Genomic DNA, 14,870 nt, shown 5'->3' on the forward strand with positions numbered 1-14,870 from the left:
AGGCCCATGCGCGCAGCGTCAGGTCGGTCATCGGGAGGCTCCGGGTTGGCGGAAGCTCAGCGCGACGGCCACCTCGTCGCGTCCGGGCGATGTGCGGCCGGCCAAATCAGCCAATGTCCAGGCGACCCGAAGTGTGCGGTCGACGCCGCGGATGCTTAGCATCCCGCGCTCCACCGCGGTCCGCAGCGGCTGCATCGCCGCATCGGCCGGCCGGAATCGACGCCGCAGCAGCGTTCCGCTGACCTCGGCATTGGTGCGAAATCCGTGTGGGCGCCAGCGCTGCGTCGCCGCCTCACGGGCCGATGCCACCCTGCTGCAGACCTGGGCCGTCGACTCGGCCTCCGTGGCCACGAAGGCGCGCATGCGCACCGGATGCATCTCGACTCGTAAGTCGACGCGGTCCATCAGCGGCCCGGACAGTCGACCGAGGTAACGTCGTTTGGCCGCCGCCGCACAAATGCAGTCCCGCGGATCCGCCGGGGCGCAGGGACATGGGTTGGCGGCCAGAACCAGTTGAAAGCGGGCGGGATAGCACGCCACCCCGTCGCGGCGGGCAAGGCGAATCTCGCCGTCTTCCAACGGCGTTCGCAGTGCCTCCAATGCGCTGACATTGATCTCGGCGCATTCGTCGAGGAACAACACCCCGCGGTGGGCCCGGCTGATGGCCCCCGGCCGCGCCATTCCCGAACCACCCCCAACCAGCGCCGCGACGCTGGAACTGTGGTGCGGCGCGACGAATGGCGGCCGGGTAATCAGCGGTGTGGCATCCGACAGCAGGCCGGCGACTGAGTGAATTGCGGTGACCTCTAACGACTCGCTGTCCGACAGCGACGGAAGAAGTCCTGGAAGACGTTGTGCCAGCATTGTTTTACCCACACCCGGCGGGCCGGTGAGCATCAGGTGATGAGCCCCGGCAGCGGCCACCTCGACGGCGAAGCGGGCCTGGGTCTGACCCATCACATCGGCCAGATCCGCCGACGGCTCAGGCGCCGGAACCGCCTTGCTGGTCCGTTCATCCAGCTGCGCCGATCCGCTGAGCCAGGCCTGTAGTTGCGCCAGGGTGCGCACACCCCAGACTTCGATGCCGTCGACCAGGCTGGCTTCGGGCAGGTTCTCCACCGGAACTACCGCGGTCTTCCAGCCCTCACCCTTGGCCGCGAGCACGGCCGGCAGCACTCCGCGCACCGGCCGAACTCGTCCGTCGAGAGCCAACTCGCCCAGCACCACGACCGCCTCCAGCTGTCGCCACGGCGTCTTCCGCTGCGCCGACAACACCGCTGCCGCTAGGGCGAGGTCATATACCGAGCCCACCTTCGGCAGCGTCGCCGGTGAAAGTGCCAGGGTGAGGCGAGACATGGGCCAGCGGTTGTTGCAGTTGGTGATCGCTGCACGGACCCGGTCTCGTGACTCCTGCAACGCAGCGTCGGGCAGGCCTACCAGATGCACACCCGGCAGGCCCGAGGTGATATCGGCTTCGATCTCCACAATCTCGCCGTCTAGCCCCAGCACCGCGACCGAAAACGCACGCCCCAGCGCCATCAGCCGACTCCCTGCAGATGGCTGATTTCCGGCGTGCGACGTCGACCAATCCGCACGCCGATCACATCGATGCGGACCGCCGCCCAACGTTGGTCTTGAGTGGCCAGCCACATCGCAGCCAGCCGACGCAGCCGGCGCGCCTTCCGCTCGGTCACCGCTTCGGCCAGACCGCCGAAACCATCGCCGGTGCGGGTCTTGACCTCAATGAACACCACCGTGTTTGTCGTCGGGTCGACGGCGATCACATCCAGCTCGCCGAATCGGCAGCGCCAGTTGCGGGTCAGGATCCGCAGCCCAAGGCCGGTCAGGTGGTCGGTGGCCAACTGCTCACCGAGCGCTCCGATTTCGGCCCGCGTCAACATCGTCATGCGGCCACCCTGCGGCAGGACACCGACGCGGATATGCGGCGCGCCGCCGACGATGCGAGTTTGGTGACCGGTTATCCCCAGTTGCGCGACAGTCCACAGCACGCGTCCGTGCCCGCGACTCGTCGCGTCGCCGACGCCCGAGCTCCGGAGCCCACGCGGTGGCTAGTCATTTCTTCTTATTGCGTTGGGCTTAGTACTGGTAACGAGCCATACCGGGCCGGCCGTCGCCGTCGGCGGCCAGCGCGGGCACCATTTCGCTTGTCACCAAACCTTGTTCGCGGGTCATCTCGTCGACGATGTCGAAGGACGCGGCGATGTTGTTCGGGCTGTCGATAATGATCGTCACGACCGGCACGTGGCGACTCAACGACAACAGCTTGTCACCGTGCGGCGCGTGATCGCCGTGGAAGCCCCAGATTCCACGCAACACCGTCGCCCCGCGCGAGGATTTCTGCTGCCGCAGCCGTTGGATCAGCGCACGGTGGATCGGCATCCCGTCGCAGCGTGCGGATTCCGAGGAGTAGACCATCAGCTTCTGCCACAGCGCCAAGCCGTGCTCGTCAGTTCCTGGCAGTGCGTGCGGCCGCTCCAAGAGTTCGCCGTCGCGCTTGCAGACCCGGACCCGTTCGACCGTAACCAGTGGGCGCTTCAATAGCGCACCAAGCTCCGGTAGCACTCGGCCGATTCGCTGACCGCTGCCGACGGCGATTATCATCATCGGTACATCGGTGTTTCGGTCGAAGAAACGCGCTCGTTCACGATGGCCTCGGATCGTGCCGTCGACGCCCATGAACACCGATGCGCCCGCGAGCTGCCGCCGATAGAGCAGATCGCAGACCGCTACGTAGGCGGGCATACCGTAAACGCGCTCTTTGCGGCCGACGTAGATCGTCAGCTTGGTTGCCTCGTGATAGTCGTCGGAGAGTTCGATGCTGTGGATGTCGTCGCGCAGCAACCGGGCGCGCTCCAGGCTTATCAGGCCGCACTTGTCGACCCCAAGTACCGATTCGAGCAATCCCTCGATGACAGGGCCGGTGTCCACCGCGATCACCGCAACAGGGGGTTCTTCCGACAAGCTCAGGGATTGGTCGCTTCTAAAGTGATGCCGCGAGCCGAAGCCAGCGATCCCGCGCAGCACGATGCTGGTCGCGACGCGCCGCTGTTCATAAAGGCTCAGCATGCTCTCGGCTACGAAGCGACCGTCCACGCGTTGACGCTCACCGAAGTACGCGCTGAGCTTGAGGCAAACTTCGTCCACGCCTGCTCCCTCCATTGCGGCACAACAGTTTTCGACGCACATCAGCCTTCTGCGGGCAACGCCACCGCTGGCAGGGCCAGCAGCCAACACGCGGCCACTGCCTGCGGTAATTTCCCCGTCGACTCCATGATTCGACGTGATCTCGGGGTGATTTAGTCATACTCTGCTCCCGGGTTTCCATCGCCTGAGGCGCCGCGCGGACCGCACGCGACTTCGTCAGTCTCGATCTAGTTCCCAGGGACCGTTGGCAGTCGCCGGCTCTTCCGTCGACCGCAGGTGGCGAGCCCCACCGCCTGTCTTGCCGCCAGATTACTCAGCGGCGAGGTAGTCGGTCAATCGCCCTACGCGCCGAGCGCCGCGGATTCGTCCCCTAGGCTTAGCGGTCAGGCGGCGAACCTGCGCCCGGGTGCGAACGCACCAGAGGAGATCAATGTGGTCTTGATCGTTAGATATACGCGAAACTTGTTGCGCCGCAGTAATCGTTCGGTTGCGGTCGTTCCTGAGTTCGAAACTGCCCGGCAATGATCGCTGTTGCCGATCGCGTCTTCCTGGCCCGTCACGGGCAGACCGCACTCAACGCGCAGGGGCGACTGCGAGGGCTCAGCGACCCGCCGTTGGACGAGGTCGGGATCGCCGAGGCCACACGACTCGCGGCGGCGCTCGCGTCCAAACATCCGACCGCGGTGATCTGCAGCCCGCTGCAAAGAGCCGTCGCCACCGCGCAGGCAATCGGTGCGGCCAGCGGTGCGCCGGTTACGGTCGACGTCCGACTCAACGATCGCGATTATGGGCCGATGACGGGCCACTTACGTGACGAGGTCGAACGCGAATACGGCAGTGTCGATCTCGCTCCCGGCGTCGAGCCGCTCACCGCCTTGGCCGCCCGCGCCCGCCAAGCGTTCTTCGAACTGGCGGCCGACTATGGCCCGGGACCGCTTGTCATGGTGTCTCACGATGCGTTCAACCGCGCACTGCTCGGACAGCTCGACCCCGCGCTCGGCGAGGCCCCTCAGCGGACCGCGTGCTGGAATCAGCTCAGCCGGGTCGACGGTGTGTGGCGAGTGGACGCCTACAACCTGGTGTCCGACTAACCGCTTCCGGTATTTGCCGCAAATATCCGCAGTGCATTGCATCTGGAGTTAACCCGCCGTTAGCATCGCGTTCAGGCGATGAGGCTCGCCTTTAACCGCCGCACCGGCTTATGGCTTCTGCCCGTGAGTGAGTTGGGTGCAGAGGACGGGGGCCAATGAGTCAGGTTCTGCTCAACCTCGAATTCCCCGTTCGCCATCGGGACTATCCGGCGGCGTGTTCAACGTATTCACGTTATGACGCATGGTATCCACACGCCATGTTCAACCGTATTTGACACCTATCGAGAGGAATACCGATGTCATTCGTCACGACACAACCAGAGGCGCTGACCGCCGCGGCCGCCAACTTGGCCGGGATCGGCACGACGATGAGCGCGCAGAATGCCGCCGCCGCGGCGCCGACCACCGGGGTGTTACCTGCCGCCGCCGACGAAGTGTCGGCGCTGACGGCCGCGCAATTCGCCGTTCACGCGCAGATGTATCAGGCGACCAGCGCCCAGGCAGAGGCGATTCACCAGTTATTCGTCAGCACGCTCGGAACGAGTGCGACGTCATATGCGGTCACCGAAGCCGCTAACGCGATGGCGACCGGTTAAGACGGGATACGGCAATGGATTTCGCGATGTTACCGCCGGAGGTCAACTCCGGCAGAATGTATGCCGGCCCCGGCTCGGGGCCGATGGTGGCGGCGGCTACCGCTTGGGATGGGCTGGCCGCCGAGCTGCAATCCACGTCTGCTTCCTACGAGTCGGTGATTTCCGAGCTGAGCGGCGGGTCGTGGCTGGGTCCCTCGTCAGCCTCGATGGCGGCAGCGGCCGCGCCCTACGTGGAGTGGATGACCACGGCCGCCGCGCAAGCTGAACAAACCGCCACACAGGCCAAAGCTGCCGCAGCGGCCTACGAGGCGGCCTTCGCAATGACGGTGCCGCCGGCGGTCATCACTGCCAACCGCACGCTTTTGATGACGTTGATCGCAACCAACATCTTCGGGCAGAACACCGCTGCGATCGCGGCAACCGAAACCGACTATGCCGAGATGTGGGCCCAGGACACCGCCGCGATGTACGGCTACGCCGGCTCGTCGGCGGCGGCATCGACGTTGACGCCCTTCACCTCGCCACCACCGACCACCAATCCGGCTGGGGCGGGCAGCCAGGCTGTCGCGGTGGCGCAGTCGTCAATGTCGAGCGGCTCGCGGGTGATCAATGCGATCCCCCAAACGCTGCAGGGGCTGGCGTCGTCCGCGGCGGCGGATCCGCCATCGGCGAGCGCCCTGTCTGATCTGCTGAGCCCGATCTCGGTCGCCCTGACGCTCGTGGAAATCCCAATAGGCACGACTTCTGTCGGCTCCACGGCGACAGGCATCGCGGCAGCGTTCACGGGGGTCGGGACCAACTTCCGCGGCTTTGAGATCAATGCCGACCGTGACTTCGCTCAGGGCAGGGGGCCCTACACGGGCTATGGGCCGGGCGCCGCCAAGCTGCCGGAATGGTTCTGGGGCGGCCAGGGCAGCGTCGGTGCACCATCGAACGCGGCGACGGCATCCGTATCCGCCGGCTTGGGCCAGGGAAACACGGTCGGCAGACTGTCGGTGCCGTCGGCTTGGACGGTGGCGGCACCCGAGATTCGCCCGGCCGCCTTTACGCTGCCGATCACCGGCGCCGCGGCCGCCCCGGAGATCGCCGCGGGTAGTTCCGGCAATCTGTTCAGCAACATGGGCCTCGCCGGTGCGGCCGGGGGCGCTGTCGGCAGCACCGCTTCCGTGGGACGCGGCGATCAGCGCAGCAGAATGACACCCCGGGGCAATCCGAAGCCATCGCAGCGGCCGCAGGGCGAGCCGGTGGCGGAGATCGCTGCCGAGTTGCGCGAGCTCGCCGCGAGGGCGCAATCGCTGCTCGCCAAGCTGGCCGACTCCGGTCTGATGACCGCCGACGAGGTCACCGAGCAGAAACAACGCTTCCGCTGGTGATGCACCGGCTACTCGTCAGCTCCACGGATTCCCGCGGCAACCAGACGCCAATCGGACGATCACGAGAAACGGCCCCGCGGTTGTCCAGTCGCTGACCGGCGTAGCGTCCCCGAAGCAATAGCCGCCGCGAGCATCCAGGCAGCCGCGTAGCCGAACGCCACGGCCGGCGAAATCAGCGCGTAAAGTAGCCCAGCGACGACTGTCGCCACCACGTCACCTGCCGCCTGCACCGCTCCCAGCACTCCGAACCCGCTGCCGCGCAGCCTGTCCGGAAGCAGTTGCGCCACCACCGCTGATTCCGTGGGTTCTGCAAGTCCGATCCCTGCCCCGGCTGCCGCGAAAGCCAGTACGACCGCGATCACGCTATGCACACCGGCGGAGAAGACGCCGTAACCGATGACATATACGGCCGCGCCGGTCGCGAACACCACCCGCGGGCCCGCCCGGTCGTACCACCGTCCGGCTAATAAGGCCGCGAACGTCGCAATCACGTTATGCCCGGCATAGATCAGGATCGCGAGCGAGGTCGCCGTGGTAACCGATCGGTCCTGAGACGTGAGCAGCTGGGTCGCGCGCAAGATCAGCAGAGTCGTTGCGAGGTTGCCGAACTCGAAGAGCAGCACCGGCACCAGCGCGCGGAGCATCCCGGCATCGCGCAACGCGCGCAACTCGAGCCGACGCGGCGAGGACTCCCGACGGGTCTGCACGCTACGCCGGGACTCGCGCGCGGCAACGATGATCGCGATTGCGGCGAACAAACCCGGAACCGCTGCCAGATAGAGCGCAGGGCGGACACCGACCCAGGTCACCAAGCCGGCCGCCAGCAATGGACCCGCGACCGCGCCAAGGTTGTCACCCGCCCTTTCGAGCCCGAACGCCCTGCCCTGCGCCGATGTTGGGCAAAGAGAAGCCAGCAACGCATCGCGGGCCGGAGACCGTAAACCGCGGGACAACCAGGCGATCGCACGCAGCGCACCGACCTGCCATATGGTTACCGCCGCACCGATCGCTCCGGTCGCCACCGCAGTTCCCAGATAACCAGCAGAAGCGGTCCGTGCCCGCCGGTGCGGGTCGTTCGCCAACGGCCCGCCGATGAGCTTCATTACACCGATCAGCGCGTCACTGATCCCGTCGATCACGCCCAATGCTGCCGCCGAGGCTCCCAGCGTGCCGGTGAGGAAGGCCGGCAGCACCGACGTCGTCACCTCATGACCAGAATCAGAGAAGAAACTCGCCGCTGCGACCGCACCGACACCGGATGTAAGCCAACCGGCGTTCGGCGCCTCGACCACCCCCTCACCACTCGTGTCGTCAGCGGCGGTCATACCCGTTCCTCCATCATGGTCATCTGTCAGCCCTGGATGAGCGCCGCGATCTGATCGACCCCCGATCACACAGTTCACCACGCCATTACGCTGAGCTAGCCAATCACCGCAACAGCGAGCAGTTCATCGATAGCCGGCCGTGGCACTGGGAGGTGCGGTTGTGAATCCGGCGGGCTACTTGGTCCTGCTGCTGTGCGGACCGCTAGCGGCCGTGGCGGCGGTGTGGGTGGCTGAGCGGGTCGGCGTACCGTACCCAGTTTTGCTGGTAGCTGTCGGTGCACTGTTGAGCTGGTTGCCGTGGGTCAGCGTTCCACAGCTGTCGCCGGAGGTCGTGTTCTACGTGTTTTTGCCGCCTTTGCTGTATTACGCGGCGAATTTCATTGCGCCAGAAGATCTTCGCGCCAATGCCCGGCCGATCGGGCTGCTGGCGGTGGGACTGGTGGTGGTCACCACAGCCGCGGTCGCCGGGGTATTGCTTGGTCTCGCCGGCGTGCCACTAGCGGTGGCCGTGACAGCCGGAGCGGTTGTGGCGCCGACCGATGCGGTGGCGGCCACCTCCGTCTTCAAGCGGCTGGACGTGCCTGAGCGGCTCGCCACAATCGTCGAGGGCGAGGGCCTCACCAACGACGGCACCGCGTTGGTGCTCTATGCCGGCGCCGTGGGCGCCGCGGTGTCCGGGGCGGTGCGGCCCGGCCCGCTCGTGGTGACGCTCCTTGCGGCTCCCGCGGGCGGTGCGGTGCTCGGCCTCGCCATCGGTTGGCTAGTCGTGGCAGTCCGGCGACGCATGGACCAACCGTTGTTGGAGATCACCATCTCGCTGGCGACGCCGTTCGTCACCTATGCGCTGGCAGAGGCCGTCCATCTGTCCGGGGTTCTAGCCACCGTTGCCGCCGGTGTCTATGTGGGCTCGCACCTCAGCGCCATCTACGCGCCCGGCGCGCGACTGCAGGCCTTTGCATTTCTCGATGTTTTGGTGTTCCTGCTGAACGCAGTGCTGTTCACCCTGGTCGGCATGGAACTTGTGCGCTCGGTGCACTGGGTACCGGGTATGCCCGCACTGCATGTCGTGGCCGTGATGTCAGCCGTGATTGTGACGGTGGTCGTCCTGCGACTGGTCTGGATGCTCTTCGGACCCGCCACCGCGAAGCTGTTCGGCCGCACCAGCGGCGGGCCCGTGTGGCGGGAACGCGTAGTCGTGGCGTGGGCCGGCATGCGCGGCGGTTTGTCGTTGGCAGCCGCGCTGGCGATCCCGCTACGGCTCGCCAACGGCTCCCCCTTTCCCGACCGCGACCTGGTGATCATGGTGGCGGCCGCGGTGATTGTGGCAAGTCTGCTCATCCAGGGCACAAGCCTGCCTTGGCTGCTGCGCCCGACTCGGGCTAAAGGCCGAGGATTTCGCAACCGAAGAGAACAAAGCCCGCCTGAAGGCGGCACGCGCCGCGTTGGAATGGCTCGACGACCACACCGGCGCTGACGGCGCCGACGATGCCATCAAATCTGCACGTACCCTCTACGAGGCTCGGGTGCGACGACTGCAAATCAGTCCCCCGAACGATCAGGAGTCCGACGAGGCCCAGGAGATGGAACGCTATCGGACGTTGCGGCTGGAGTTACTGCGCGTCGAGCGGTCAGTCGTGCTGGCGTTGAGGCGCGACGGCCACATCAACGCGACATTGTTGCGCACCATCGAACGAGACCTCGACCTCGAGGAGGCAAGGCTCAGCGGTTCGTGAGCATCGCTCGATCAGCCCCACCGCGGCTGGGGTCGCAGTGGGCCGCTGGGTAATCGCCTTCGGCGGGCCATCTCTCGAGCTGCCGACGGCAGGCCAGGCACGTCGACCGCACTGGTCACCCGTCGCTTCCTCCTGAGCGGGCCGCGTCCGCCGCCTGTGCGATCCGAGATCCCACGTCGTAAGCCAGGATTTGCGCGGTCGCACCCGGGACTCTGCTGATGGCCCCAGCCATCCTGTCGGCGGTGCGGTCATGCAGCAGCCGGCCCACCAGCGGCGCATATGTTCGACGCGGCAGCAACACCGTCACCTTGGTGCCCGGATGGTCGTTTATCTCCTGGAGGACCAGCTCTTGTGCGGCCCGACCCACGTGGCGATCCGGGCACGCCACCATCCGCAGCGGCGTGACGTGCCCGTAGTGCTCCCAGCGCTGCAGTAACCGCGCGGCATGAGTTGCGTCGATCACGAAGTGCACTGGGGTCAGCGCGTCGGCGTGCAGCCCCTCGCCGTAGCGCATCGCCTCGACCTCGGCGAGGTCGACACTATCCACGAACACGAATACCCGGTGCTGCGCATGCTTGGCGAAGTCGGGAGGCTCGTTGCGAGACATCTCCAACACCGCCGCCTCGGCGCGGTACTGCCGGTTGAGCCGCATCAAGGAGAACACCAGCACCGGCATGACAACGACGACCAGCCAGGCTCCCTCGGTGAACTTGGCCACCGCGAAGATGCCCACCACGATCGTCGACAAGATCCCCGCCGACAGGTTGATCACCAGCTTGCGTCGCCAACCGGGCCCACGATGGGTCAGCCAGTGTTTGGTCATGCCATAGCCGGCCATCGAGAAACCGGTGAATACGCCCATCGCAAACAGCGGCACCACCGCGTCGACCGAGCCGCCGGTCACGATCACCAGTGTCACCGCCAGTGCAGTCAGCACGATGATGGCGTTGGAAAACACCAAACGATGACCACGTTTCATCATCGGCCGCGGCAGAAAGCTGTCCTCGGCAATGAAACTCGTCAGCGCGGGAAAACCGTTGAAACTGGTATTCGCACCGAAGAACAAGATCGCCGCGCTGGCCGTCTGCAGCAGCAAGTACGTGATGTTCCCGATCACCCCGTTGCCGAAAACCGCCCGGCCAACCTCGGACAGCATCGACGGATATTCGGCGACAAACGGAGTGGCGTGGGTGGCATGCACCAGGTAGATGACACCAACCAACAAGAACCCGAGGACACAGGCCATTCGGGTGAGGACCTTACGCGCGTTGGGGCCTTGCGGCTGACGAAATACATTGACCGCGTCGGTGATCGCCTCGACTCCGGTCAGCGACGTGCCGCCGTTGGCGAATGCGCGCAGCAATATAAGAACGGTGGCGCCCATAATCAGCCCGTTGCCCTGATGGACCGGCACCGCACCGGCAATGTGCGCCGGATCGTATTGCGGTAAACTCCAGAAGATTTTGCGAACCACACCGGTCACGATCATCACCGTGAGCATGACGATGAAAGCGTAGACCGGCACGGCGAATATCCGGCCCGCCTCCCGCATTCCGCGCAGGTTGGCGTAAGACATGAGCAACAACGCGCCTACGGTGATTTCCAAGTGGTAGGGGCCCAGTGCCGGTACCGCGGACACCACCGCAAACGTGCCCGACGCGCACTGCACCGCCACGGTCACCACATAATCGATCAACAGCGCGGCCGCCGAGATCTGCGCGATGCGCGGCCCGAAATTGGCTCGCGCCACCACGTAGGATCCGCCTCGTTGGGTGTAAGCCATGACAACCTGCCGATATGACGCGGTAACCAACGCCAAGATCACCAAGATCACACCGGCGATCGGAAGGACCAGCATGTACGCAGCCATCCCCGCCGCCGGCAGCAACTCGACCATAATCTGCTCGGGACCGTAAACCGTCGATGAGATCGCATCCGGCGAAAGCGCCCCGAGTGCAACGGTATTCGACAAACTCTCGTGTTCCAGATGCTCGCTGATCAGCGGCTTCCCAAGAAAGAACCGTTTCCACCCGTCGTAAAAAGTCCACGGGATCTTCTGTTCGTCAGCCAAATCTGCCACGACCAATTTCTCTTCCCGCCGTAGAACGTGCCCAGAGCCCACGATCGGTACATTAGCCGCTCCGCGAGTTTGCGGCAGTCCAGCACGGACGGCCCACCGATTCCCAGCCAACGTTGGGGGTTTTGCCAGGTATCTCTCACCGATGCCCCGCCCTGAGTTGACGAACTCCCACTACTATGCAGCCGCCAAATACCGCGCCCGCCGACCGGCTCGAGCCGGATTCGGATTTGCCGGCCCCGGCCGCTAACCGCGGGCCGCGGTATTCAGATGACCGGCATGGGCGCCTGCACCTTTTCGGTGGACTCCAGCGCTCGATCAGGATCGTTAGAGTCGCCTGCCCGGGCGGCTTGGGCTTGTGCGATCCGAGACGCGATGTCGTAGGCCACGATCTGCGCGCTCGCACCCGGAATCCGGCTGACCACCCCGGCAATCTTGTCGGCGGTGCGGTCATGCAGCAGCCGGCCCAGCAACGCCGAATACGTTCGACGCGGCAACAGCACCGTCACGGTGGTGTCCGGATGGTCCCGCTTGACCTGCGAAACCAGGTCTTGCGCGGCTCGGCTCAGGTTGCGATCCAGACACCCGACCATCCGCAGTTGGGTGACGTGCTCGAAGTGCTGCCAGCGCTGCTGCAACCGCGCGGCATGAGCCGCGTCTAACACGAAGTGAACCGCAACCAGCTCATCGGCGTGCAGCCCCTGCGCGTACCGCATCGCCTCGATCACCGCGAGGTCGACGCTGTCCACAAAGACAAACACCCGATGCCGGTCATGCTTGGCCAACTCGGGAGGCTCGGTGAGTGACATCCAATACCGAGGCCTCGGCGCGATACTGCCGGTTGAGCCGCATCAACACCAACACCAGAATCGGAAAGACCACCACGACCAGCCAGGCGCCTTCGGTGAACTTCGCGATCGCGAAGATCGCCACCACACTCGTCGACAAGATGCCCGCCGACAGGTTGATCACCAGCTTGTAGCGCCAGCCGGGCCCACGATGCGTCAGATGGTGTTTGGTCATCCCGTAGTCGGCCATCGAGAAAGCGGTGAACACGCCCATCGCGAACATCGGCACCAGCGCGTTGACCGAGCCCCCCGTCGCGACTAACAGCGCCACCGCGAGCACGGTCAGCAGGACGATGGCATTGGAGAACACCAACCGGTGACCGCGCTTCATCAGCGGCCGCGGCAAAAACCGGTCCTCGGCAACAAAGTGAGTCAGCGCCGGAAAACCGTTGAAGCTGGTATTGGCACCGTTGTACAAGATGGCCGCGCTCGCCGCCTGTAACAGAAAGAAAAAGACGTTGCCGATCATTCCGTGGCCGAAGACCGCGCGGCCGATCTCGGAGAGCATCGACGGATATCCCGCAGAAAACGGAACGGAATGAGTGGCGTAGCCGAGCCAGGCCACACCGGCCAGCAACAGCCCAAGAACCGTAGCCATCATGGTCAGCACCCGGCGCGCGTTAGGGCCTTCCGGCTTACGAAACAGGTTGACCGTGTTGGAGATCGCCTCGACCCCGGTCAGCGACGAGCCGCCGTTGGCGAAAGCCCGCAGTATCACCAAGATCGTCGCGCCCATCACTAGGCCGTTGCCCTGGTGGATCGGCACCGCGCCGTCAAGGTGCTGCGGATCGTATTGCGGCAGATTCCAGAAGATTTCACGAGCAAGGCCGACCACGATCATCAGCGTGAGCATGCCGATAAACCAGTACGTTGGCACCGCGAATGTCCGGCCCGCCTCCCGCAATCCACGCAGGTTGAAATAACAGAAAATGAGCACCGCACCGACCGAGATTTCCAGGCTGTAGGGGCCCAGCACCGGTATCGTCGACGCCACCGCCACGGTGCCGGCCGCACACTGGATCGCCACGGTGACCACATAGTCGATCAATAGCGCTGCGGCCGCGATCTGCGCTATCCGCGGCCCGAAATTCTCCCTGGCCACGATGTACGAACCCCCGGCCCGGGTGTAGGCCATGACGACCTGCCGATACGACGCCGTCACCAGCACGAGAATCACCAGGATCACGCCGATCAGCGGAAGCAACAGCACAAACGCGGCCATCCCAGCAGCCGGCAGCAACCGACCATGATCTGCTCGGGACCGTAAGCAGTCGAAGAGATCGCATCCGGTGAAAGCGCTCCGAGCGCAACGCCGTTCGACAACTTCTCATGCTGAAGGTCGTCGGTGATCATTGGCTTCCCGAGGAAGAGCCGCTTCCACCCGTCGAGATAAGACGGCGCGATGCCCTGCTCGTCGGCCAAACCCGTCACGCGACTATTCCTAACCGCTCTTGGGGCTGGCCGCCGTCTTCCTTACGGGATCTTGACACCCCCCCAGACACCCCCTTGGACTGGCGCGGGGACCCTGAAACGCCAATACATTGGCCAGGGCGGAAGCGGCCTGAAATGATGGATGATGTGGCAGACGAGGGGAACAACGGCTCCGGTGGATCACCCGCTGCAGCGGACCCCAACACGGTTTTTGCCGCGCTGGCCGAGATCATCTACCAGGGCTCGGAGCCGAGCCAGGTCTATGCGGCCATCTGCGTCGCGGCGACGCTGGTCGTCACGGGGTGCGATCACGCCAGCTTGCTGGTGCGCCGCGACGGTCGCTATGTCACCGTCGGGGCCAGCGACCGCGTCGCCCAGCGAGTCGACGACCTGGAGCGGACGGCCGGGGACGGACCGTGCGTCGACGCCATCGAAGAAGAGACACCGCAGATCGAAACAGATCTCACGACGCCGAACCAATGGCCTCAGCTGGCCGCCCGCCTGGTCGCCGAGACGCCCGTGCGCGGGGCGATGGGTTTTCGCATCCTGGTCGATAAGCGCAAAACCGGCGCGCTCAATCTCTTCAGCGACAAGCCCAACGTCTTTGACACCGAGTCCGCGGGCCAGGCCATCCTGCTGGCATCGTTCGCCAGCGTGGCCATCAACGCCGTCGCTCAGGGTGAGGACGTCGCCACCTTGCGGCGCGGCCTGATGAGCAACCGGGAAATCGGGAAGGCCGTGGGCATGCTGATGATGCTGAACGGCGTGGACGAGCACGAGGCCTTCGACGTGCTGCGGCGATATTCCCAGGATCTGAACATCAAGCTCGCCGATGTGGCGCGGACAGTCATCGAGCACCGGGGCAATCCGATATTCGGCGACGACCGGTCGTCGAGCGAGCACTAGCGCTGGCCGCCTATTCGGGCAGCCGTAACTCGGGTTTCTCGACCTCTTCGATGTTGACGTCTTTGAAGGTGACCACCCGCACGTGCTTGACGAACCGGGCCGGGCGATACATATCCCACACCCATGCGTCAGAAAGCCGCAGCTCGAAGTACACCTCGCCGTCCGCGTTGCGTGGCAACATCTCCACACCGTTTGCCAAGTAGAACCGACGCTCGGTTTCCACCACGTAGCTGAACTGGCCCACGATGTCCTTGTATTCGCGGTACAGCGAGAGCTCCATCTCGGTTTCGTACTTTTCGAGATCTTCGGCACTCATCTGCTCAGC

At 65.0% G+C, this 14,870-nt stretch carries 11 protein-coding genes, 2 pseudogenes and 1 riboswitch; of the genes and pseudogenes, 6 read left to right on the forward strand and 7 right to left on the reverse strand.

Annotated elements, in window-relative coordinates; translation table 11 throughout:
* Positions 1–27: 27 nt before the first annotated feature.
* From ACLQI9_RS10305 to ACLQI9_RS10315, 3 genes are all read right to left on the reverse strand, one after another.
* The gene (locus ACLQI9_RS10305; protein ID WP_442382423.1) at positions 28–1,539 is read right to left on the reverse strand and encodes a YifB family Mg chelatase-like AAA ATPase; all 1,512 of its coding nucleotides are present in this window, start codon (positions 1,537–1,539) and stop codon (positions 28–30) included.
* Positions 1,539–1,907 carry a YraN family protein gene (locus tag ACLQI9_RS10310; protein ID WP_442382425.1) on the reverse strand — a complete coding sequence of 123 codons (369 nt, stop codon included), beginning with the start codon at positions 1,905–1,907 and terminating at the stop codon, positions 1,539–1,541. The genes ACLQI9_RS10305 and ACLQI9_RS10310 overlap by 1 nt, the downstream gene beginning before the upstream one ends.
* Before the next feature lie 190 nt (positions 1,908–2,097).
* Positions 2,098–3,165 (reverse strand): DUF190 domain-containing protein, encoded by a 1,068-nt coding sequence (locus ACLQI9_RS10315; RefSeq protein ID WP_442382422.1) that lies wholly within the window; start codon positions 3,163–3,165, stop codon positions 2,098–2,100.
* Between the two features lie 521 nt (positions 3,166–3,686).
* Here ACLQI9_RS10315 and ACLQI9_RS10320 point away from each other — a divergent pair.
* The 3 genes from ACLQI9_RS10320 (at position 3,687) to ACLQI9_RS10330 (ending at position 6,225) form a co-directional block, all read left to right on the forward strand.
* Entirely contained in the window at positions 3,687–4,256 is a 570-nt protein-coding gene (locus ACLQI9_RS10320; RefSeq protein ID WP_442382421.1) for a histidine phosphatase family protein, read from the forward strand.
* Between the two features lie 65 nt (positions 4,257–4,321).
* A riboswitch (Fluoride riboswitch) is annotated at positions 4,322–4,383 on the forward strand.
* Between the two features lie 169 nt (positions 4,384–4,552).
* Entirely contained in the window at positions 4,553–4,852 is a 300-nt protein-coding gene (locus ACLQI9_RS10325) for a PE family protein (RefSeq protein ID WP_442382420.1), read from the forward strand.
* Positions 4,853–4,866: 14 nt separating this feature from the next.
* Complete coding sequence (locus tag ACLQI9_RS10330) at positions 4,867–6,225, forward strand: PPE family protein (RefSeq protein WP_442382419.1); 1,359 nt, start codon at positions 4,867–4,869, stop codon at positions 6,223–6,225.
* Between the two features lie 59 nt (positions 6,226–6,284).
* Here ACLQI9_RS10330 and ACLQI9_RS10335 read toward each other — a convergent pair whose 3' ends face one another.
* A complete protein-coding gene (locus ACLQI9_RS10335; RefSeq protein WP_442382418.1) occupies positions 6,285–7,550 on the reverse strand; it encodes an MFS transporter in 1,266 nt (421 codons plus the stop codon).
* 160 nt (positions 7,551–7,710) lie between these two features.
* Between ACLQI9_RS10335 and ACLQI9_RS10340 the strand changes: the two genes are divergently transcribed.
* Together ACLQI9_RS10340 and ACLQI9_RS10345 are read left to right on the forward strand one after the other, a co-directional pair.
* Positions 7,711–9,024, forward strand: a complete 1,314-nt coding sequence (locus ACLQI9_RS10340; RefSeq protein WP_442382417.1) for a Na+/H+ antiporter — start codon at positions 7,711–7,713, stop codon at positions 9,022–9,024.
* Positions 8,993–9,283: a hypothetical protein gene (locus tag ACLQI9_RS10345; protein WP_442391639.1), complete on the forward strand. Its 291-nt coding sequence runs from the start codon at positions 8,993–8,995 to the stop codon at positions 9,281–9,283. Before ACLQI9_RS10340 ends, ACLQI9_RS10345 begins: the two co-directional genes overlap by 32 nt.
* 151 nt (positions 9,284–9,434) lie before the next feature.
* Here ACLQI9_RS10345 and ACLQI9_RS10350 read toward each other — a convergent pair.
* Both ACLQI9_RS10350 and ACLQI9_RS10355 read right to left on the reverse strand, forming a co-directional pair.
* Positions 9,435–11,363: pseudogene (locus ACLQI9_RS10350) on the reverse strand (APC family permease); the annotation flags it as partial.
* A gap of 263 nt (positions 11,364–11,626) precedes the next feature.
* Positions 11,627–13,639: pseudogene (locus ACLQI9_RS10355) on the reverse strand (APC family permease).
* Between the two features lie 138 nt (positions 13,640–13,777).
* Here ACLQI9_RS10355 and ACLQI9_RS10360 point away from each other — a divergent pair.
* Positions 13,778–14,545, forward strand: coding sequence for a GAF and ANTAR domain-containing protein (locus tag ACLQI9_RS10360; protein ID WP_442383864.1), 768 nt, complete (start codon positions 13,778–13,780; stop codon positions 14,543–14,545).
* A gap of 10 nt (positions 14,546–14,555) precedes the next feature.
* Here the strand turns inward: ACLQI9_RS10360 and ACLQI9_RS10365 are convergent, their stop codons facing one another.
* A complete protein-coding gene (locus ACLQI9_RS10365) occupies positions 14,556–14,861 on the reverse strand; it encodes a DUF2469 domain-containing protein (protein WP_442383862.1) in 306 nt (101 codons plus the stop codon).
* Positions 14,862–14,870: the final 9 nt, after the last annotated feature.

Source organism: Mycobacterium sp., from assembly GCF_052143115.1.
Lineage (GTDB): Bacteria > Actinomycetota > Actinomycetes > Mycobacteriales > Mycobacteriaceae > Mycobacterium.